General features: G+C 52.6%; 18 protein-coding genes and 1 pseudogene. 9 read left to right on the top strand and 10 right to left on the bottom strand.

All coding sequences use genetic code 11. The annotated features are described in order from the left end of the window. The first annotated feature begins 95 nt into the window (after nt 1–95). Entirely contained in the window at nt 96–674 is a 579-nt protein-coding gene (gene msrA, locus L6439_RS01470) for a peptide-methionine (S)-S-oxide reductase MsrA (protein WP_213468672.1), read from the top strand. A 452-nt stretch (nt 675–1126) separates the two neighbouring features. Here the strand turns inward: msrA and L6439_RS01465 are convergent, their stop codons facing one another. From L6439_RS01465 to L6439_RS29235, 6 genes and pseudogenes are all read right to left on the bottom strand, one after another. After that, nucleotides 1127–2101 carry a diaminopimelate dehydrogenase gene (locus L6439_RS01465; RefSeq protein ID WP_168179972.1) on the bottom strand — a complete coding sequence of 325 codons (975 nt, stop codon included), beginning with the start codon at nt 2099–2101 and terminating at the stop codon, nt 1127–1129. 222 nt (nt 2102–2323) lie between these two features. Further along, nucleotides 2324–2548 carry a sulfurtransferase TusA family protein gene (locus tag L6439_RS01460; protein WP_168179973.1) on the bottom strand — a complete coding sequence of 75 codons (225 nt, stop codon included), beginning with the start codon at nt 2546–2548 and terminating at the stop codon, nt 2324–2326. 27 nt (nt 2549–2575) lie between these two features. Then, nucleotides 2576–3643: a YeeE/YedE family protein gene (locus tag L6439_RS01455; RefSeq protein WP_269155973.1), complete on the bottom strand. Its 1068-nt coding sequence runs from the start codon at nt 3641–3643 to the stop codon at nt 2576–2578. Between the two features lie 175 nt (nt 3644–3818). Then, nucleotides 3819–4594, bottom strand: a pseudogene (locus tag L6439_RS01450) (class I SAM-dependent methyltransferase). Nucleotides 4595–4829: 235 nt separating this feature from the next. Continuing rightward, nucleotides 4830–5504: a TerC family protein gene (locus L6439_RS01445; protein ID WP_213468671.1), complete on the bottom strand. Its 675-nt coding sequence runs from the start codon at nt 5502–5504 to the stop codon at nt 4830–4832. Nucleotides 5505–5798: 294 nt separating this feature from the next. Then, complete coding sequence (locus tag L6439_RS29235) at nt 5799–5921, bottom strand: hypothetical protein (protein WP_269155972.1); 123 nt, start codon at nt 5919–5921, stop codon at nt 5799–5801. A 437-nt stretch (nt 5922–6358) separates the two neighbouring features. On the opposite strand from L6439_RS29235, the gene L6439_RS01440 reads away from it, so the two are divergent. The 3 genes from L6439_RS01440 to L6439_RS01430 all read left to right on the top strand — a co-directional run bounded on the left by L6439_RS01440 (nt 6359) and on the right by L6439_RS01430 (nt 9662). Continuing rightward, the gene (locus L6439_RS01440) at nt 6359–7627 is read left to right on the top strand and encodes an esterase/lipase family protein (protein WP_213468669.1); all 1269 of its coding nucleotides are present in this window, start codon (nt 6359–6361) and stop codon (nt 7625–7627) included. A gap of 99 nt (nt 7628–7726) precedes the next feature. Beyond that, nucleotides 7727–8446 (top strand): YiiX/YebB-like N1pC/P60 family cysteine hydrolase, encoded by a 720-nt coding sequence (locus tag L6439_RS01435; protein WP_237096705.1) that lies wholly within the window; start codon nt 7727–7729, stop codon nt 8444–8446. A 16-nt stretch (nt 8447–8462) separates the two neighbouring features. Continuing rightward, nucleotides 8463–9662: a hypothetical protein gene (locus L6439_RS01430; protein WP_213468667.1), complete on the top strand. Its 1200-nt coding sequence runs from the start codon at nt 8463–8465 to the stop codon at nt 9660–9662. A 164-nt stretch (nt 9663–9826) separates the two neighbouring features. Here the strand turns inward: L6439_RS01430 and L6439_RS01425 are convergent, their stop codons facing one another. The 4 genes from L6439_RS01425 to L6439_RS01410 form a co-directional block, all read right to left on the bottom strand. After that, nucleotides 9827–10888, bottom strand: a complete 1062-nt coding sequence (locus tag L6439_RS01425) for a hypothetical protein (protein WP_213468666.1) — start codon at nt 10886–10888, stop codon at nt 9827–9829. A 32-nt stretch (nt 10889–10920) separates the two neighbouring features. Then, on the bottom strand, nt 10921–13317 hold the full coding sequence (locus L6439_RS01420; protein ID WP_213468665.1) for a DUF4179 domain-containing protein: 2397 nt from the start codon (nt 13315–13317) through the stop codon (nt 10921–10923). Beyond that, nucleotides 13314–13838, bottom strand: coding sequence for a sigma-70 family RNA polymerase sigma factor (locus L6439_RS01415; RefSeq protein ID WP_213468664.1), 525 nt, complete (start codon nt 13836–13838; stop codon nt 13314–13316). Before L6439_RS01415 ends, L6439_RS01420 begins: the two co-directional genes overlap by 4 nt. Before the next feature lie 208 nt (nt 13839–14046). After that, entirely contained in the window at nt 14047–14214 is a 168-nt protein-coding gene (locus L6439_RS01410; RefSeq protein WP_213468663.1) for a hypothetical protein, read from the bottom strand. Nucleotides 14215–14705: 491 nt separating this feature from the next. On the opposite strand from L6439_RS01410, the gene L6439_RS01405 reads away from it, so the two are divergent. The 5 genes from L6439_RS01405 to L6439_RS01390 all read left to right on the top strand — a co-directional run bounded on the left by L6439_RS01405 (nt 14706) and on the right by L6439_RS01390 (nt 19353). Further along, nucleotides 14706–15623: an AraC family transcriptional regulator gene (locus L6439_RS01405; protein WP_213468662.1), complete on the top strand. Its 918-nt coding sequence runs from the start codon at nt 14706–14708 to the stop codon at nt 15621–15623. Nucleotides 15624–15896: 273 nt separating this feature from the next. Then, a complete protein-coding gene (locus L6439_RS29600) occupies nt 15897–16010 on the top strand; it encodes a putative holin-like toxin (RefSeq protein WP_366925985.1) in 114 nt (37 codons plus the stop codon). A gap of 281 nt (nt 16011–16291) precedes the next feature. Then, nucleotides 16292–17308, top strand: coding sequence for an MBL fold metallo-hydrolase (locus L6439_RS01400; protein WP_168179989.1), 1017 nt, complete (start codon nt 16292–16294; stop codon nt 17306–17308). Nucleotides 17309–17313: 5 nt separating this feature from the next. After that, nucleotides 17314–17529, top strand: a complete 216-nt coding sequence (locus L6439_RS01395; protein ID WP_168179990.1) for a DUF3006 domain-containing protein — start codon at nt 17314–17316, stop codon at nt 17527–17529. An 846-nt stretch (nt 17530–18375) separates the two neighbouring features. After that, nucleotides 18376–19353: an EndoS/ChiA family endoglycosidase gene (locus tag L6439_RS01390; RefSeq protein ID WP_168179991.1), complete on the top strand. Its 978-nt coding sequence runs from the start codon at nt 18376–18378 to the stop codon at nt 19351–19353. The last annotated feature ends 17 nt before the right edge of the window (nt 19354–19370 follow it).

Below are 19370 nucleotides of genomic sequence, written 5' to 3'. Positions count from 1 at the left end.
GCGTTCCCCCTCATCCCCCCTTGGCAGCCTGTCCGCTTCGGGTTACACTGTGAACAGATCAACTATCTGCTACTCTGTGAAAAAGGGGAATCGAGATGCCAACATACGTTTCAGACGCCTCTGCATGCCAACAGGGGACGCCGCGCCAGGACGGGCTCCAACTGGCCACCTTCGCCGGCGGCTGCTTCTGGTGCATGGTGAAGCCCTTCGATCAATGGGATGGCGTGCATGCCGTCGTATCCGGCTATACCGGCGGCCATATTCCGCATCCAACCTATGAGCAGGTTAAATCCCAGACGACGGGACATCTCGAGGCCGTCCAGATCACATTCGATCCGGCGATCATTCCGTACAGCCAGCTGCTCGAGCTGTATTGGGCGCAGATCGATCCGACCGATGACGGCGGTCAATTCCAGGATCGGGGCGAATCGTATACGACCGCTATCTTCGTTCATAACGAAGAGCAGCGCCGCCTGGCCGAAGCTTCTCGGACGGAGTTGGCGGCAAGCGGCCGGTTCGATCGGCCTATCGTCACGCCCATTCGCGATGCCGGCCCTTTCTATCCGGCCGAGGACTATCACCAGGACTACTACCGCAAAGAGCCTGAGCATTACGCGGCCGACCGAGCCCAATCCGGCCGCGACGATTTTCTGGAGAAGCATTGGGAGAAGTAAACCGCAAAGTGGGAGGCGCCTTTCTCCGGCCTTTTTGGGGCAGGAGACGGGCGTTTTTCTTTTTGCGCCTTATAACTGGTTTTCCCTTCTGTGAGGTTGCCCGGCCTCCGCTTCGCTATCCCAATCTGTCAGGTAACAAGTCAGGCGGACAGAGTCCTTTTTCCCCTCTATCCCGTTCTGTCAGGTCTTCCGCATCTTTTGATCGTTATCCCATCGACTCAGAGGCGGCGAGCCGCTGCGGCCTGCAGCGCCTGCCCAGGGGAACACGGGATGTGCGGCAAGCGCACAAATTCAATTCCATAAGGAAAGAGGCGGCAATGACAGGAAGCGGAAGGGGCCCTGAGCCGTTGGGAGATTGATCAAAAGGGCGCGGAAGGGACGCAACCCCGAGACGACAAAAAACGCAAGCCGCAGCGGGCTTGCGTTGATGTCCATTGAGGATGGCGCCGATTTTACAGCATTTCCTTGCGAAGCTGTTCAGGCGATTTCGGCGACAGAAGGCCGAACGGAATGTCGAATACGGTGCGTGCGCCGGCTTCTCCGCGTGCCGCCAGCTTGTGTACCGCCCTCGCATAGGCGACGAGCACGCTCGCCGTGAACTCCGGATTGCTTCCCAGCTTCAGACTGAATTCCATCAATTGCGTCGTGCCCTCCCCTGTCACGCCGCTGCGGAGCACATAGCCGCCGTGGGGCATGGCCGAGTGATTCGCCTTCAGCTCTTCATCGCTGATGAAGTTCACTATCGTCTCATAGTCGGAGAAGTAGTTCGGCATGTTTTTGATTTCCGCTTCGATGCGGGCCTTGTCCGCGCCTTCCTCGGCCACGACGAAGCATTCGCGCAAATGTTTGTCGCGCGTCGACAGCTGCGGCTGCTCTCCGCTGCGGACGGCAGCTACCGCTTCCTCGGAAGGAATGGTGTACTGTACGCCGTTTTTGACGCCTTCGACGCGGCGAATCGCATCCGAATGGCCTTGGCTGACGCCGCGTCCCCAGAAGGTATATTCCGCGCCTTGCGGCAGCACGGATTCGAACAGCAGGCGGTTCAGGGAGAACAAGCCCGGATCCCATCCCGTGGAGATGACGGATACATGTCCCGACGCTTCTGCCGCCCCGTTAACGGCTTCGAAGTATTCCGGAATGCGCGCGTGCGTATCGAAGCTGTCCACCGTATGGAACAAGCGTGCCAATTCAGGCCCCTGCTCCGGAAGATCCGTAGCCGAGCCGCCGCACAAGATCATGACATCGACTTTGTCTGTATAGGATTCTACGTCCTGTAACGATACAACCGGAACGCTTGCTTGCACCGAGCCCGGATCTCTGCGGGTAAATACAGCGACAAGCTCCATATCCGGATTTTGCTGAATCGACTTTTCGACCCCTCTTCCAAGGTTGCCGTAACCTACAATACCGATACGTATAGCTGACATCGTATGTTCATCTCCTTCAACTTTTCTAACATAAGTATAATATGGACAAAAGATTACCGACATAGATTATTCGGAGAACATATTGCACTTCATGTACTCTAAGCGTACGCCCGGCTCAGCCCGGCTCTTCTGACCAACGGCCTGGACGCCATGCCGCCGCAAGGAACACTCAAAAAAAGGAAATGCCGCAAAGGCATTCCCTTCAAGTAAGACGATATGCACTTATTTCTTCTGCACGGTAATCGTCCAGGACGCATCATCGATCTGCTCGAACCGGGTGACGCGGTGGCCGGCCTCGGCAGCCCAGCGCGGAATGCTCTCGGTTGCCTGAGTGCAATCGAATTCGATGACCAGCTCGTCGCCGCTGCCTATCGTCTCGATCGCTTCTTTGGCCTCAATCAAAGGAAACGGACATACCATGCCGAGCACGGACAGTTTTTTTCCCATATCATTACTCCTCCTTATGCTATCGGCTTACGCCGTCGTTGTCTGATAAGCTGCAGCCTGATTTTTGCGCGCCTTCGCACGAGGGCGAACATAGACGAAGTAAGAAGCGGTCCACGTTCCCAATAAAATAAAGAGAAGCGAAATCCACCCTTGCCAGGTCATCATGGCGGTCATGACCAGGCCGTTCCCGATCGAGCAGCCCCCGGCCCAGCTCGCTCCGAATCCCATCAGCAGACCGCCGCCGAAGCTGGATAGCGCCGTCTTGGCGTCTGGCGCCCGGAAGCGGAACTCACGGCTCGCCTTCGCGGCGAGGAAGGAGCCGGCCAGGATGCCAAGCACCAGGAAGACGCCCCAATTCACATATTTCCCGCTGTCCCCCGTCACCAAATATTGAAGCAAATTCGCGGAAGGGGTCGTAATGCCGAGACCCGACATTCTTCCCGTCGCCTCGCTTAGCGGCCAGGCCAGAATCGCAATCAGGCCGACGAGCACCGCCGTAACGAAGGGATGCCATCGCTTCTCGAACAAAATATGGTTCAGCCCCGCGCGCTTCGCCGGCAAGGACGGAACCGCCACGGCAGGCTTGCGCAGCTGCCTGACGACCAGCCATAGCGTCAACAGCGCCAGGATGAGGATAAACGGCCACACCGACAGACCGAATGTGTCCGGAATGGAGTTCGTCGGCGCATTGTAGCCTTTTAGGCTGTTATTGACCGGCAGCAGGACGCCCGACTTCATGATCGCGCTCATCGCCATATATCCGAACAGGGCGATCCAGCTTCCGATCAGCCCCTCCCCGGCCCGGTACCACGTCCCTGTGGCACAGCCCCCGGCCAAAATAATCCCGATACCGAACAAAAACGAGCCGGCCATCGTCGCCAGCCAATGGAACGAACCGGCGGAAAACTCGACCAAGCCCAATTGGATAAGGGCAAACACGCCAATGCTCTGCACCGTGATGGCAATGAGCAGCGCGTAGAACATCCGGTTGTCCTTCGTCAGGTACATATCCCGGAAACCGCCGGTCAGGCAAAATCGTCCACGCTGCATGACGAACCCAAGCAGCGCCCCGCATAGCAATCCCGTAATCAACATGAGTACAATGATGCCTCCTCCCGGATTTAAACCGAGTAATTCAATGAGATTTATAAGTAATACTGATTTTATCACATCTTCCGAATGTGTCAATATACAGGATCATCCAGGCTGTAAAAAAGAGAGGGGCTTTCCCCTCTCTCATTAGCAAAACATATGCGATGCGGCTTGCTCCTTATGCCTGCTGTACTTCATCTTGCACTTCTCCCCAATATAATTCAGTCTCATATTCAAAGGAGACGACGCCATTCTGTTCGTTCCGTGCAAATATGCTCTTTAATTCGGCCATCATCGGCTCAAAGTTGGGATGGCCGGCCTGCGGCGCATAGGATGAGGACTGCAGCCGCCCGCCCAGCTCTTCCAGATTGAGCAGCTGGCGCATCGAAAACCGGGCGACCCGGAGCCCCCCTGGCTTGAAGAAGGAAGCGAGGGCGTCCGATGAAATGTTTTTATGCCTTAGCTTTTCATAATCCGTACCATATGCTAGCAGCAACTGCTCATATTCCTCAGGAACGGGGTCCCCTTCAGCAAGCGAGTGTTCCAGATCAGCACGGCCTTGCCGCCCGGCTTCAATATACGGCTAAATTCCGACCGCGCGGCGCCCCGATCGAACCAATGGAAGGATTGCGCACAGACGATGTGATTGACGGAGCGGTCCGGCAGCCCTGTCGCTTCGGCGGAACCGGATACAGCGCGGTAATGCGCATGATGGCCAAGGTCTAGCACAGCCGCTTCCCGCATCGCCTGATTCGGTTCAACGGCAATGACGCTGCTCCCGCGTGCCAGCAGCAGCTTCGAAAAGATTCCCGTCCCCGCCCCGATATCGGCAATCTCATCCTCCGCACCGAAACCTACCGTGTCATACAAATACGAGATCGCTTCCGGCGGATAGCTGGGCCGATACTTCACATAGGCGTCGACTCGGCTTGAAAATCGCTCCTTACTGTCCATTCCATTTCCTCTCCTTCGGCAAATAAATAAATATGTCAGATCCAACCGACCGCCGTTAAATTCTACCTAGTGAAATCAAGTTCCATTATCCCCATGTCTATTATATTACGTCAGGCAACCCTAATCACCTAGGAAGAGGGGGCTGCGTATAATAAAAAAGCACCCTAAGGTGCTTCCTAAAAAATGTAATGTTTTCTCCCCAATGATGGCATGCCTGCAGGAAGGAGGCTGGCTCTTAAGCGGCTTGCTTCACTTCCTTCTGCTTTTTCAGTCTGCCCATGACCAACACGCCGGCAATGGTTACAATGATAAGTCCCCACTTCAATATCGGATTTTCCGTAAAAAAGCCCTTTACTAACGGCTCATCGGTGATCATTTTAGCCGCCGTCCAGGCCAGCACCCCGGATCCAATATAGATAATGACGGGGAATCGCTCCACCCATTTCAAAATCAGCGTGCTTCCCCATACGACAATCGGCACGCTAATCAGCAGACCCATCACGACCAAAATGAAATCGCCATGAGCGGCGCCGGCCACGGCGAGCACATTATCGAGCCCCATGACCGTATCCGCGATAACGATCGTCTTGATGGCCGCCCACATGCTGGCCGCCGACGCCACATCATGCTTCTTCTCCTCAACGAGCAGCTTATATGCAATCCAGATGAGCATAGCCCCGCCGAGCAGCAGCAGACCCGGAATTTTCAACAACCATACTACGGCAAGCGTAAGCAGCGAGCGAATGGCAATCGCTCCGAACGTTCCCCAAAAAATAATCTTTTTCTGCTGTTCCTTCGGCAAGTTCCTCGCTGACAGCCCAATGACAATCGCATTGTCTCCCGCCAGTACCAGATCGATGATGACGATCGCCAGAAGCCCAGACCAGAAGTCTGCTGTAAAAAAATCCATCGTATCCTCTCCTATCTCGAATGTCGTATATATCCTTTCTTCAATCACTCACATTTATGAACATGCCCGGGCAACACCCCTTAAAAACAAAAATGGCCTCTACCGATCACGGTAAAGGCCATAAATAAAGACCTTTACCGCAATGGTAAAGGTCTCGCCAGCAATCATCGTTGCCAACAAAGCCGGAGGCGTTATCCCTCGTAATGACGACTTTATTGAACAGCTACTCCCCTTTATGCTCTCTATGTTAATGGAAAAGGATACATAGGGTCAAGATAAAAATATCCCGCTTGTTCAATTTGGTTGTCGGCTTGCCCATTGATCCCCGTAGACAAGGGCTATTCCGTTATCATCCACTTCGAGCCGCGCCGTATAACCGCTGGCGATCGAACGGTAGACATACGTCTTCTCTTCCAACCATGCGCCTCCTCATAACGAACATATACATCCCTGGCGCACCCAATTGAATCACAATTCATTATATATTCGACGAATGACTGGTTGTCCGGTCCGGCACAGATGACTTTCCCTTCTATTCGGGTCGCCGCTCCAAAGGAATGGCTGCAATATTCCATTCCGTCTCCTTGAATTCGCTCCCATATGATCGTTTTTCCCACTACGATTCCTCCTATAACAGGCCAGTACAGCCGTTCATCTCCTCGCTCGCCATCGGCGAAAATCGCCATTTACCGCGGTATGCGGGTATGTTCATGTATCAATATCGTGCCACACCTATAAATTGCTTCCTGAGCAACTCCATTGCAACCGCGTTCCGGTATTGTGATCGTGATGTGCCGCGAGGCCCTTATGACCAATTACGCTGCGTGAATGCAGCTGACGAAAGGGAGGATGACATGCCGAAGCGATGGATGTCTGCCATGATCCTCATGGCGCTGTTAGTCTGCGCCATCCTGACAGCCGCCGAATCCGCACAAGCGGGCGAAGCTTCACGAACCAACCTCATATTGGAACAAACGTACACCGTTGTCGCCAATGGATGGAGCAAAGCGGAACGCTGGAAAGACAACAACCCAATGTTCGCGCCGGAACATTATCCCCAAGATGGACGGGGGGATCAGATTGGCCAGCGCCTGCTCTTCTTCGACGGCGTAAAGCAGCCGCATTCCAGCCGCTTTCTCCTCTACTATGCGCCGCAGTACCAGACCAATCCTAACCCAACCCCGGTTCTGCTTGTTCATGGAGCCAATGATAATGCGGATCGGGCCTGGGCCAATCCGAACGAGTTCGGTCCGAATACATGCGGGGCTTCCTCCTGCCCGGACACGGGACTGATGCAGTTCCTGGTCAGCCAGGGATATAAAGTATTCGCCATTAATTTCGCACATAAGCACGGGGACAACTATTATGCCGCAGAGCTCATCCACGATGCCATCCAGATCATGAAAAATGTGACCGGCGAGAGCAAGGTCGACGTCATCGGCTGGAGCAAAGGCGCGTTCGCTTCACGCATGTACGCATCATCCATCCGCAAGCCGGGCGGCACGGCCTATGCGGGGGATATCCGCAAGCTGATTCTGATCGCCAATCCGAATAAGGGGACGGATCTTATCTTCCGGCACGGCTGGACATTCAATTACGGCATCATCCCCGAATGCGGGGGCAGCATGAACGCCCCTTCGCCGCATACGCGCATGATGTGCTACGGCGTATGGCGCACTCACCCCGAGCTGTCCATCTACCGAACAGCGACGGGTGATTTCTTCCCCGGTCAGAAGCAAATGCTGGCCAAATGGGCCAATGTCCATCCGCTTCCTCCCACCGAACAGGACTGGTATACGACCTACTATGGCGGGCAAGGTTTTTTCACGGCAGGCGACGGGATCGATGCCGCCATACAGCAAGGATCATTGGTCGACGAGATCTTGACGGCCGGCATTCCAGCCAGCATCTCAACGTATCTGTTAACCGGCAATCAGAACGATATCCCGAACATGCATAACGAACATACGGGACCGAGCGATGGCGTCGTGTTCGTGCGAAGCGCAGCCGCCGTACAAGGGATTGGCCGCGTCGCGGGCAATGTCACGCTGCCGCTCAATCACCTGGAACTATCATGGGCAGGTCAAGCTCAGAGCCAGATCGATCAGTGGCTGAGGCAGTAAAGCCGGCATATGCCATATAAATAAGTAAATTTTTTGAATATTTTTCCACACCGCCTATATACTATCCTTGAAAGTATACTTTACATGCTAGGAGGGATTATGATGAAAAAGGTTGTGCTTGCTATTCTCGTGCTTGTGCTGTTGGTTCCAGCGACGGTTAGCGCCCGCGGGCAGGACGGCGATGTCCTGGAACGTATTCTGGACGTGTATCCGCATGTGACCAAGGAGCAGCTTGTATCCGAAATTGAATACGCTTCCCAAATCACCAAGCTCCCGGGCGATGTCATCGCCAGCCAAATGTACGACGAACTGCGCGCGAAGATGCCCGAACTGCAGAACAAAATTGCGGTGCTTGGCGGCAAAGGCGACGGCGCCTATCAGCTTGCGTCCAGCAGCAAAGGCAATGTCTTCTTCGAAACGGCTTCCACCGCAGGGATTCCGCACGGGCATGTCGGCATCTACTACACCCCCGACTACATCGTGGAATCGGTACCCGGCTCGGGCGTGCGCAAGGTGAAGCTTATCGACAAGCGCGTCGATGCAGGCTCCAAGATCTTGACTCCGAAGCCGCAATATGCAAGCGCTTCCGCGAGAGAGCAAGCCGCCGACTGGGCGCACGGCCGCATTGGCGAGAGCTACTCCTACAACTTCGCCACGAATCGCGCGACTTCATGCGTCGGGGATAAAAACTGCTCCAAGCTCGTATGGTGCGCCTTCAAAGAAAAAGTGAACATCGACATCGACAAGGATGGCGGCCTCGGCGTCTATCCGGTCGATATCAGGGATTCCCCGATGTTTCTCACCTTAAAAAGCTATTGAATAAGGCTGAACCACGATGATGCCCAATCCTGCGAAGCCGCCCGGAGCCGTTAAGCGAATGTCTCTGCTGCTCTGCCTGCTCATCCTCTCCAGTACCTTGCTCTCATGCAGCCACCCAGCTTCTCTTCCTTCATCTCAGGCCGATGTGCGGCTCGACGACACCGTCGCCCTTGTCTATTATTCCACCTCACTGCCGAAGGAGTATTACAATAAAGGGACATCCTATCTTGTTCGCATGAATGTGGAAGGTTCCATTCAGACCCTTCTCGGAGAAGGCTTGGAATGGGGCTCTCCGGTCAAGCTTCCCGAGGAAGACAGCCTGATCATCCAGCGCAAGCGCCATATCGAGGTGCAGACGAATGAGGCGGGGTCCGCTTCTTACGTCTCCCCGTGTTCAGTAAGCGCCGGATATCGGCAAATGTCAGGATATCTGACCGGCAGCAAGCAATATTATTCCTTGTTCAATCAAGGCGTCGCTCCGAATGACGACTATGTATCCATCCTTCGATGGGGAGACAGCAACCACCACTATTGCCGGGAAATCCGCGAATTCGTCGAAGCCCAGGGCAGCGACGGGCACATGATATACGCCTTAACCTCCGATCATGCATCGCTTCAAGGACTGAGCCTGATCGCCATGGAGCCTCGTCAGGATAACCTGATATCGGCCACATACCCGCTGCTGGACATGGATACCGGGTCTTTGATCGTACAGACGGACATCGTATCCGTTCAAGGGAAGCTGTATGCCGTCTTCTCCACGCGCACCCCGGACAATCGCGTCAAGCTGCAGCTGATGGAAATCGACACCGCATCGCGGACAGCCTGCGTCTACCCGCTGCATACGTATGGAGAAGAGTTGGATAATCGTTATTTCTCGCTCAGCGCGAACAGTCTCGGCGTGACAGAGGGGAAGCTGTACTACGTGGATGGCTATGGGACCGTCTTCCCCTTCGCGCTTGACACGCGCACGGCCGGATCGACGTATCCTCTTGCCGGCTTCGAGCCGTCATCCGATCGAAATCATGAGATGGGATATGCGCGGGGGAACTATTTTTATCTGTTCCGCTATGATGCCGTTCATCAAGCACATAAGGTGGAGCAGTACCGCTTGGCGGACGGTTCCTTGCAGCAGGAGCTGCGCATTCCGAAGGTGAAGGATGCCATCTCGCCGGAAGTGTATTTATATGATTTTCAGATGTTATCCGACCTCTGAATGCAAACAGCTGTCTTCTTGGTCCAACTGGGCCTGAAGGCAGCTGTTCTATGCTGTCAGCTTATTAAGGTTAAACTTTCCGGGCGCCTCTACGGCGCCCCCCTCGGCCAATCTTATGCCCGTTGACCGGAACCCTTGCTTTGTTTGCGCTCCGAATATCTCTCTTATTTCTTCACTTTGCGCTCGATGCGAACAAGTTCGCCGGCTTGGTTGATTTTGGCAACGATCGTCTCTTTGCCCTTGCTGCTGAATTTATAGTCTCCCCAGTCTTTATCGATTTTCGATGTATAGGAGGACAAGTCTGCGTCGAATAACTTTTGCGCAATCGGCTTCACCAGCTTGATGCCGTCCTCCTTGGTCAGCGTCTTCGTCTTCTTGCCAGCTTCGTTCGACGGGATCGTTACGGACACCGGCTTGCCTGTCTTTGCTTCGATAATGACCGACTCTTTCACGACGAACGCTCTGCCTTGCCCATCGGTCATGAATGATTTCTTTTTGCTCTTATCGCCGTTCACGTCGACGGTCCGCTTCAGCTCCCAGACTTCGCCGGCCGCTTCGCCGTCTACTTGGCGGTGCTCAATCTCGGTAAATGGCTGCACCTTGGCCACTCCCATGCTCTTGACCGCCTGTTCGGCCGCCGCGACGATGCTGCGATCCACATCCGCCGCTGTATGCTTCAAAATATAGTTCCCCGGCTTGCCCGTCTTCATGTCGATAGCAACGAACTGTCCGTCTTCCGTCTGGAAGGACAGCGTCTCGCTTTCACGCCCTTTGTTATTGTCTTTAAAAAAATGTGCGCGGACAAAGGACAGCTCTCCCTTGCCGTTCAATTCCTTCACAGCCGCCTGTGCCGACTTCAGCTTCGCCTCGTACTCTCCGGATAATTCGTCCATATCATAAGTAAGCGATACGGTCAGCACTTCGCCGGACACTTCATCAAGCGATACCACGGCGCTCCGATCCTTGGCCGAGATATACCAGATCCCTCTTTTTGTTTTCTCGTCTACAAAATATTCACCTTTTAGCGCTTCTTCCAGTTGAAATGTTTTTCCGTTGCCGTATTGCGCAATGGCTTTTTCCGCCGCGTCGGCATGCTGGCGATCCATATCCGCGAACTGAACCGTCTGCGGTCCTTCATTGTTCATAGCGGCTTGCGCAGCGATAACAGGGGTAGCGGCGAACAGACTGCATGCCAGCGTTACCGCCAGTAGTTTATTCATTTTCATGGAAAAACTCCTCCTTCATCTCATAACGATTGTTATTGCCGGCTGTCCTCTGCCGACATCTGCTCCAGCTTCCAGAACTCGCCCTTGGCATTCACGGTCCCTCTCACTGTCGCGGCGCCTTGGCGCGTGAACGTATATTCGTTCAACCGGATGCTCACTTCATAGCCTTCCAGGTTGATGCCGAACACTTCCTTTACGGCTGGACTCGCCTTCGCTATGGCCTGCTCTGCAGTATAGCGCGGTTCGGCATACTTTTTGCCGGCCGCTGTGTCATCGCCAGGATGGTCATTCTTGAAGCTCTGTTCGACCGACCGCACCTGGTTCGTCTTCACGTCGACAGCGGCCAATCGGCTCATATCCCGGTAGAACTCCCATACATGGCGCGTCGGCGTTACTCTCTGTACCATATGCGTCATTTCCAATGCTTTGTCTTGCACAAAAGAAGAGTACGCGGTGTCCGCAACGGCCTTCGCATCGGCATCGAAACGCCCTGGCTCATAGCTTAGTGAAGCTTCCATCAATTTGCCCGTTAGCGCATCGATGATGATGTCGGCGTGCTCGTTGTGTAGCACCCAACGGTTATTCGCCTCGGACTTCTCTCGCACCGCTTCCTCGAACACGACCGGCTGATCCGGGTTCATCCGGCGCAAGGTGTCTTCCACGGTCTTCCGCAGCTTCCCGTCCAGTTCGCCATAGGGAATGGCGCGTTGTACGGCGATTGGCTCCATCGTCGACTTCTCCACAATCACGATGCTTCTGCTGTTATCCTTCGCGTAGAGGAACCAACGATCCGAATACTCCGCGACGCCGTACAGCTCTGCCGCCATGCCCGGAGCGAGCTCTCGCAGCGCCTGCTCCGCTTGGCGCACCATGCCGGGCTTCAGTTCGTCCACGGTCATCTCGTATATTGGAACCTCGTCCAGCGGCGTAAGCTCCTCTGACGATGGAACGAGCGGAATGCTCCAGTTCACAGGTATCTTCTTCGTCCAGCTGTCCACGTACATGGTGAGACGGTCATACGCCGGAGTCTGTCCCTCGAAGAAGAATAAAGTGCGATTGCGGTAATTCCCCTGCTCGTCTTGTTCCAGCTCGGTCACGCTTTGTGCCTGTATCGGCTTCCCTTGCCCGTCCTCCATGCGCCATTGCAGATCAAGCGTATCCGAACCAAGCTGTTGATCGGCTTCCAATATCCATCCCTTGCCTGCAAAGACGCTGCGGCCATCCTTCATCTGTTCCGGATCCTCGTCCTCTTTCACCCGCATCTTGAATGTAACGCTCTTCCCATTCACCTCCTTCAGAAGCGGCTTCTTCCGCAACGACTTCGGCTCGATCGCGACGGCCAGCTCCTTGTCCGCCCGTTCCTCCGTATAGATCGCCGTCAATTCCAGCGTCAACTCCTTCGCATCCGGGAAAGGCAGGAAGGCATGCCGGTATTTCATATGTCCGATGCTGCCCTGGCCGTTCAGAAAACGCTTGAGCACATTCCTGCTTCCGATGCCCAACTCCCCGCGCCGCAGGCCGTCCATGGCCGCGACGATATTCCCTTCGCCATCCGTAATCTCATACCGGAACATCGGCTCCATCTTCTTCGCGCTTCTCCAGGCCTGCGTCTCGTCGACCTGCAGCAGCAATTCCGACTTGCTTGGACTGTGCCGCAGCTGCTTGAAGTCGATGCTGAAGCCAAGCGGCGAGATGTAGCGTTGGCTGAGCGGCACGAGAGCGGACGATGCCTTCGCCGCGGACAGATCGATCGGCACCTCGAGATGCCATTTCCCTCGGGTCTTGCCGATCTGATTGATATCGAAGCGGACCGTAATCCGATCCGGCAGATCGGACAGAGACTGAACCTCATGTCCGGGAACGAGGTCATCCAGCCCTAGCGTCAATATCCGGTCATTCTCGGATTTAACCAGCTGCGGAGACAGCGGCAGTACCTTCCCCTCGTCATCGACAATCTCATACCGGTTCACGTACGGGTCATCATCGATGCCGTCCGGAATGAACGTCTCGAACAGCAGATCGGAGTTCAGCGGCCTGCCGTCCTGTTCCAGCCCGAACAGAATCGAGATGCGAAAGACATCGTGAATCGCCTCCTTCACCCGGAGCGTAATCCCTTGATCGGTGACTTGCTTATTCACCGCTTCGGCATAGCCGTCGTCGGCCGCTTGCTTCAAGCCGCCGTCCGCCTTCTGCAGCGAGAACCAGGACTTCATCACCTCTGCAAATGTAGGGGATGTCGCCGCGCCGATTGCGGCCGCTAACAGGAGGCCTGCCGCGGTGGCTGCCGCCGCTTTCACCGCTTTGCGCGTCCGGCTCGAAGGAGCAAGCTCCCGCTTCGCCCGGTCGGTTCCCTGTTTGCTGTATTGATGCAGCTCTTCAGGCAGCTCGATTTTCTCCATTTCCTCGACAATGCGTTGATGACGACTCACGAGATTTCACCTCTCTTTACGCTTTTTCGCAGCTTGCTTAAGCCCCGGTACAATATCGTCTTGGCCGAGCCTAACGGCAGCTCCAATATTTCAGCGATCGCATTGAATGTATACCCCTGGTAGTACTTCAGCATAATGACGCTTTTCTCATGAGTATCCAGCTCATCGAGCAGATCCTGCAGCGTTAAGGAGAGGGGAATGTCATCCTCGCTGGAGCTGCCGATTTGTTCGGCGAACTCCGGGGGGAACGGAATCACTTTATTGCGCTGCTTGAGCATGTAAATGGCGCGGTGGATCGCAATTTTGAGGATCCATGTTTTGAAATATTGCGGCTCTCGCAAGCTCCCTATCGATTTGAAGGACTGATAGGCCGTCTCTTGAACGACATCGAGCGCGTCCTGCTTGTTCTTCAAGTACAGATAGGCGGTCCTGTAAATCTCTGCCTCATGCTGCTGATACAGCAGCAGGAATGCTTTATCGTCGCCCTTTTGGGCTTTCCTCACCAGTTTCTCTATATCCATGCGGCATCCTTATCTCCCTTCCCTCTCACCTATATAGAGCATATAGAAGAGGATTTAGCTTTCCTTTTTTGGAAAATGGCAAAAAAATTGCGAAGAAAACACGAATAACCCGGAGATTCCAGGCTGTTGAGAAAGTCCAAGGGTTTTTGTGGCACTTCTTTTTGATGTATTGGATTGCGAAATCCGCAAAACGGCACGATTTCTACGCCTATTCGGTAAGCGAAATCCTGCGAAAATACAGCAATTCGGGAGGGAAAACTTTCCCAGAAAGGGAATCCTGCAAAACGGCAGGAATTTCACCCGTTTCGCTTCGACTTGAAGCAAAAGGGCCTAAAATGATGTAGCTGTGCAGCAATTCCTCGCGATGTGGACTCATTGAGCCGAAATTCCTGTAAAATAGCAGCAATTCCCTCCACACGTTCAATCCCCTGAGGCAATAATGCCTCCTGAAGGCAATGGCGCCTCCTCAATGCAATGATGCCTCCTGAAGGCAATGGCGCCTACTTAACGCGATGATGCCCCCTTGAAACGCTCTGAGTGCCAAGTTTTGATTAGGTAGATGGACATCTCCACCCCTTCGTAAAAACAGGGGTTTTCCACCAGCCTGAGATTCCGCGGTTTATCATGTATATATTTCACTTTATTACTTATTTAGGATGTTAAGAAAATGTTATCCGAATAAGTTTTTACATCGCTGCGAAGCTTCTCGATCTCCTTCTCATATTGTACCGACAAGGCAGCCTACCGCAGCCAGCGGATTATCGATATAATTGCCGATATATCCTTCATCGGACAAATCGGCGCACGCAAGGACAGGAAGAACCGTTTCCTCTCCGCTACACTGAAGGCGAAAGGAGAGGATATTCAATGGAGGCGCTTCACCTGCTTCGCCAGGCTATCGATTATATCGAGGAGCATCTGACCGGCACGCTTGAGATCGAGGATATCTCGCAGGCGGCGTTGTCCTCCCGCTATCATTTCCAGCGCATGTTCCATGTCCTGACCGGCTTCACGGTCACCGAGTATATCCGGAACCGGCGGCTGACGCTTGCCGCGGAAGAACTGGCGGGAACGGACTGCAAGGTCATCGATGCCGCGCTCAAGTACGGCTACGAGAGCCCGGAGGCGTTCGCGAAGGCGTTCCAACGTCTGCATGGCGTGACGCCGTCCGCTGCCAAGAAGCGGGATGTGAAGCTCAAGGCGTTCTCACGAATCTCCTTCCATATCGAGATCAAAGGAGAATGCGAATTGAACTATCGTCTAGTGGAAGAGCTGGAATCCACCGTCATCGGCAAAAGCATCGTCATTCATGCGGATCCCTACAAGGAGATTCCCCCGTTCGGCGATCAAATCTGGAATGACGGCACTCACGACCGGATTAACGAGATTGCCGGCCGACCGGCCCGCACCCTGCTCTACGGCTATCTGTATGATTTTCAGGAGAATGGAACCAAGCGTTATCTGATGGGATTCGATCTGCCTGCAGGAGTAGAGGCTCCTCCTGGATTCGACCTTCTTCACGTGCCTGCCCGTACGTACGCGGTATTCGAGAGCCGGGAGACGCTGACCGAAGAGCCCGACAGCGGCCTCGGAATTCAGAATGTATGGCGGCGCATCTATTCCGAATGGTTCCCTTCAACGAACTTCGAGCAAGCGGAAGGCCCGTGCATCGAAAAATATTACTGGGTGAACAAACAGATGACCGAGTCGATCTGCGAAGTATGGATTCCGGTAAGAAGAAAAGCGGAGCATGCTGCCAATAGCATGAAGCCGCACGGAATATAGAAGGGAGACGGGGCTGGACAATCCAGCCCCTGTTCGTCGTCGAACGAGTGACATGCTTGAGAACGGCTTGATGTGGAGCGGGCCCCAGCCGCCTTTTGATCGCTCTCCCGTTTGCTCAGGGTATTCACATTTCCGGGCGCAACAAATAATGCAGCCCCGTTATCCGGAGGCTGCGCTGTTATCGGCATGGAAGTCCTCAGGAAAAATATAGTATAATAAATAGGCAATAGAATGGCTTTATGGGCGGTCGGCTAATCTCCCGGAAGGGAGGCGATGCCTGTGAGCATATATGAAGCACTATCCATCATGTTCCAATTTGGGCTGTGGATATTCGCGTTATTTACGTTTGTGGTGACGCTGCTAATATACCTGCACACAAAGAAATAGACCGCCCCCGGCAAAGGTAGCGATCTATTTCTGGACCTTTGAACTAGCCACCGCCTTTGAAGCGGCTATTGCCCTGGAGTCGTGTTCCCGCACGGCTCCTCTTCTATTTATATCTTAGCATGCGTGAATTTATACGTCCAGCTGTTCCACGCCCAGAGGAAGGCAGAGCACGGAATGCTTTTTTCTCTAAGCGCTTCTGTACTCATCTTGCTCTCGGAGGGATGATATGATAGATATATCTTAATCCTTCGATGAGAAAAGGATCGGAAAGAGGAGGCACCATGAGAAAAGCATACGTATCGATAGCGCTCGTGTTTTCACTGCTGTGCGCACTATTTTCCCCTGCCCTGCTGGCGCATCCCGGCAAGACCGATGCGAACGGCGGCCATACCTGCCGCACGAACTGCGCGCAATGGGGCTTGAAAGACGGGGAATACCATTATCATAACAAGGATGGAAGCATAAGAAAGGCCGATAAGCAGAAATCGACTCAAAAAGAAGCCGGCACGTCACTGATTCTCCCTCAAAAGCAAAAGGCCGGCACGCTGCAAGTCTACTATTTGGATGTCGGACAGGGAGATTCCACATACATAAGAACGCCGCAGGGTCAACATATTCTAATCGACGGCGGAGACAATGACAAGGGACAGGATGTCGTGAAGTATCTCAAGCATCTCGGCGTCAAGCAGCTCGATGTCGTCATCGCGACACATCCGGATGCCGATCATATCGGCGGTCTGGACGATGTGATCAACGCCTTCAAGGTCACAGCCGTCTACGCCCCCAAAGTATCCCATACAACGCAAACCTACGAGGACTTCTTGAAAGCCGTCAAAAAGCAAAAACTGGGGATCAAGACGGCCAAGAGCGGAGTCGCCATCCCGCTTAAAGGCATTACGGCTGAATTTGTCGCCCCCGTTAAGGAATACGGCAAGGATTTAAACGAATGGAGCTCCGTGTTACACTTGAAGTATAAAGACACTTCTTTCCTTTTTACCGGTGATGCGGAAGCCAACAGCGAGGCGGATATGCTGGAGCATCCAAAAAAGCTGCGCGCTGATGTGCTGAAGGTGGGCCATCACGGGTCGGACACATCGACGTCGCAGAAGTTCCTGTCCGCGGTCCAACCAGACTACGCGGTGATTAGCGCGGGAACGGACAATAAGTATGGCCATCCCAAAAAAGAAACGATGGACAAGCTCAAAAAAGCGAACGCGAAAACATTCCGGACCGACACGCAAGGAACGATAACCGCTATCAGCGATGGCAAAAAAATAAAATTCGAGACAGTGAGGTAATCCATATGATTAAAGGGATAATCGACAGATTCGAATGCGATCTCGCCGTGATTGAAGTGGATGGCCACACCGTGGAGTATCCGAAATATTTGCTGCCGGCAGAAGCTGAGGCAGGAGACGTCGTGATCATTAACGGCAATCAGTTCACCCTCGATAAAGTAGAGACCAAGAAACGAAAACAAGAAATCGATGACCTGATGGATGACCTGTTCGAGGATTGACGCGCAAGCTTACAATGTCTTTGTTACAAACCGAGCCGTGGAATCTTATCCTCCACAGCTCGGTTTGGTTGAATAGTTACTTAATACGCTCTAACAGCAGAATTGAATCCATAATCCCAGCCGCCAGACCCATCGTCTGACACGATTTTTATGGTGCAGGTGCCCTCTTTCGTCGGTTTTGTCTCTAGCAGGACCCGATAGTTGTTGCTGGATAAGGTATGTCCCTTCACATATTCTTTGTTGTCCGGATCATATACTACAATTTGCATGCCTCTTTTATTTTCGTCTTCCAGCCAAAACCTCATGTTTGCACCGAATTCCTTTTGTATTCGAACTCATATTCATACTTACCGCTGCTTGGTATAAACGAATCGACACTCTCATAGTCATCATCATATCTAGCGATGAAGCCTGCTGAAATCATGCTATGTGGGGCTTTACTCTGTGCAAACACATCTTTTCGCTAAATATCCCAATATAAAATGTACTCACACAGAATCCAACGGCAACTACTTCGTAAAGTTCTACGGTCTATTCATTTTTTTATATTTCTATTCGATATTATAAATGACTCCACTTTTGCAAAAGCGGCGCTCCTTTGATGTATTTGACTCATAAGGGCTGCTGGAGACTCCTCGCGAAACAAGTAAACGACTAGCATTGAAGCGCTTCTAGAGTTTTGCAAAAGGAAGGAATTTACGCCAAGCAAATCGGGAGTCAAAAAGTAAGACTTGATTACTTATTTGGGGAGGTTAGAGCAAGGAGAACAGGAATTCCCCCCCTGAAATGTAACCGCTTACTTTGATGCCTCAAATATTATCATTTTAAGGAAGGGAGTTATCTTTTATGAAGAAAACATCAATGTTGCTCATCTTGTCGACCGTTTTAATTTTATCTTTAATGAGCGGCTCAACGATTACAGCCAGTCCTTCAACTTCTTTAGGAAACGAGTTAACTGAAGCCCAAAAAGCTCCTGTAATGATGGCATACTATAGAACATGGCGTGATGTCACCATGCCTCATGATGCAAATTCAACTCTGCCATACCCTAATGTGACAGCTATGACGGACATTCCTGAAGAAATCGATATCGTTTCCGTCTTCCACTATGTAAAACCAGGTACAGATGAACAACGATTTTGGGACACGCTTCGTGATACGTATGTGCCTGTCTTGCACGAACGTCAAACCAAAGTGATACGCACTATTGATATAAGGGAACTATATAACGTGCCTAGTGTTGGTACAATGCCCACAGCCACAGAATATGATGATCATGCGCAATCCTTAATAGATAAATACGTAACTCCCTACAATTTAGATGGCTTAGATATTGATATGGAGGAAACGTTAACGCAAGAAAAAGAAACAAAAGCTTTCGGTGTTTTTAAAGCTCTGTCTCAACGGTTAGGACCAATGTCGAATAGCGGCAAACTGCTTATTTATGATACAAATAAAGACAATCATAGTCTGTTCAGAAAAGTAGCTCCATTTTGTGATTACTTGTTTCTGCAAGCTTATGGCAGAGACCCTGGTAGATTAGATAGTACATGGGCAACTTATAAAAATACGATCCTCCCTGATCAGTTTCTTCCGGGGATCTCTTTTCAGGAAGAATTAGGTGCAAACTGGGGGGATGCACAGGAACCATTTGAAACAAGCAGAGCTTACAAATATGCTGTTTGGCAACCGGAAGATGGTCCTAAGGGAGGAATGTTTATCTATGCCATCGATAGAGATGGAAAAAAATATGGAGATAATACCATTACGAAAACAGACTTTAGTTGGACAAAAAAATTAATTGATGTCTTGAAAAACAACTAAGGGACCAGTTAGCAAAC

This window comes from Paenibacillus dendritiformis, assembly GCF_021654795.1.
In the GTDB taxonomy this organism is placed as follows: domain Bacteria; phylum Bacillota; class Bacilli; order Paenibacillales; family Paenibacillaceae; genus Paenibacillus_B.
This window is presented reverse-complemented; position numbering and strand designations above follow the sequence as displayed.

Excerpts from the sequence above, each read along its gene's own strand:
- L6439_RS01410 (WP_213468663.1), bottom strand. The coding sequence starts at position 14,214 with ATGAGTCCACATCGCGAGGAATTGCTGCACAGCTACATCATTTTAGGC.
- L6439_RS01460 (WP_168179973.1), bottom strand. The coding sequence starts at position 2,548 with ATGGGAAAAAAACTGTCCGTGCTCGGCATGGTATGTCCGTTTCCTTTG.
- L6439_RS01390 (WP_168179991.1), top strand. The coding sequence starts at position 18,376 with ATGAAGAAAACATCAATGTTGCTCATCTTGTCGACCGTTTTAATTTTA.
- L6439_RS01405 (WP_213468662.1), top strand. The coding sequence starts at position 14,706 with ATGGAGGCGCTTCACCTGCTTCGCCAGGCTATCGATTATATCGAGGAG.
- L6439_RS01440 (WP_213468669.1), top strand. The coding sequence starts at position 6,359 with ATGCCGAAGCGATGGATGTCTGCCATGATCCTCATGGCGCTGTTAGTC.
- L6439_RS01455 (WP_269155973.1), bottom strand. The coding sequence starts at position 3,643 with ATGTTGATTACGGGATTGCTATGCGGGGCGCTGCTTGGGTTCGTCATG.
- L6439_RS01425 (WP_213468666.1), bottom strand. The coding sequence starts at position 10,888 with ATGAAAATGAATAAACTACTGGCGGTAACGCTGGCATGCAGTCTGTTC.
- L6439_RS01435 (WP_237096705.1), top strand. The coding sequence starts at position 7,727 with ATGATGAAAAAGGTTGTGCTTGCTATTCTCGTGCTTGTGCTGTTGGTT.
- L6439_RS01465 (WP_168179972.1), bottom strand. The coding sequence starts at position 2,101 with ATGTCAGCTATACGTATCGGTATTGTAGGTTACGGCAACCTTGGAAGA.
- msrA (WP_213468672.1), top strand. The coding sequence starts at position 96 with ATGCCAACATACGTTTCAGACGCCTCTGCATGCCAACAGGGGACGCCG.
- L6439_RS01395 (WP_168179990.1), top strand. The coding sequence starts at position 17,314 with ATGATTAAAGGGATAATCGACAGATTCGAATGCGATCTCGCCGTGATT.
- L6439_RS01400 (WP_168179989.1), top strand. The coding sequence starts at position 16,292 with ATGAGAAAAGCATACGTATCGATAGCGCTCGTGTTTTCACTGCTGTGC.
- L6439_RS01415 (WP_213468664.1), bottom strand. The coding sequence starts at position 13,838 with ATGGATATAGAGAAACTGGTGAGGAAAGCCCAAAAGGGCGACGATAAA.
- L6439_RS29600 (WP_366925985.1), top strand. The coding sequence starts at position 15,897 with ATGCCTGTGAGCATATATGAAGCACTATCCATCATGTTCCAATTTGGG.
- L6439_RS01445 (WP_213468671.1), bottom strand. The coding sequence starts at position 5,504 with ATGGATTTTTTTACAGCAGACTTCTGGTCTGGGCTTCTGGCGATCGTC.
- L6439_RS01430 (WP_213468667.1), top strand. The coding sequence starts at position 8,463 with ATGATGCCCAATCCTGCGAAGCCGCCCGGAGCCGTTAAGCGAATGTCT.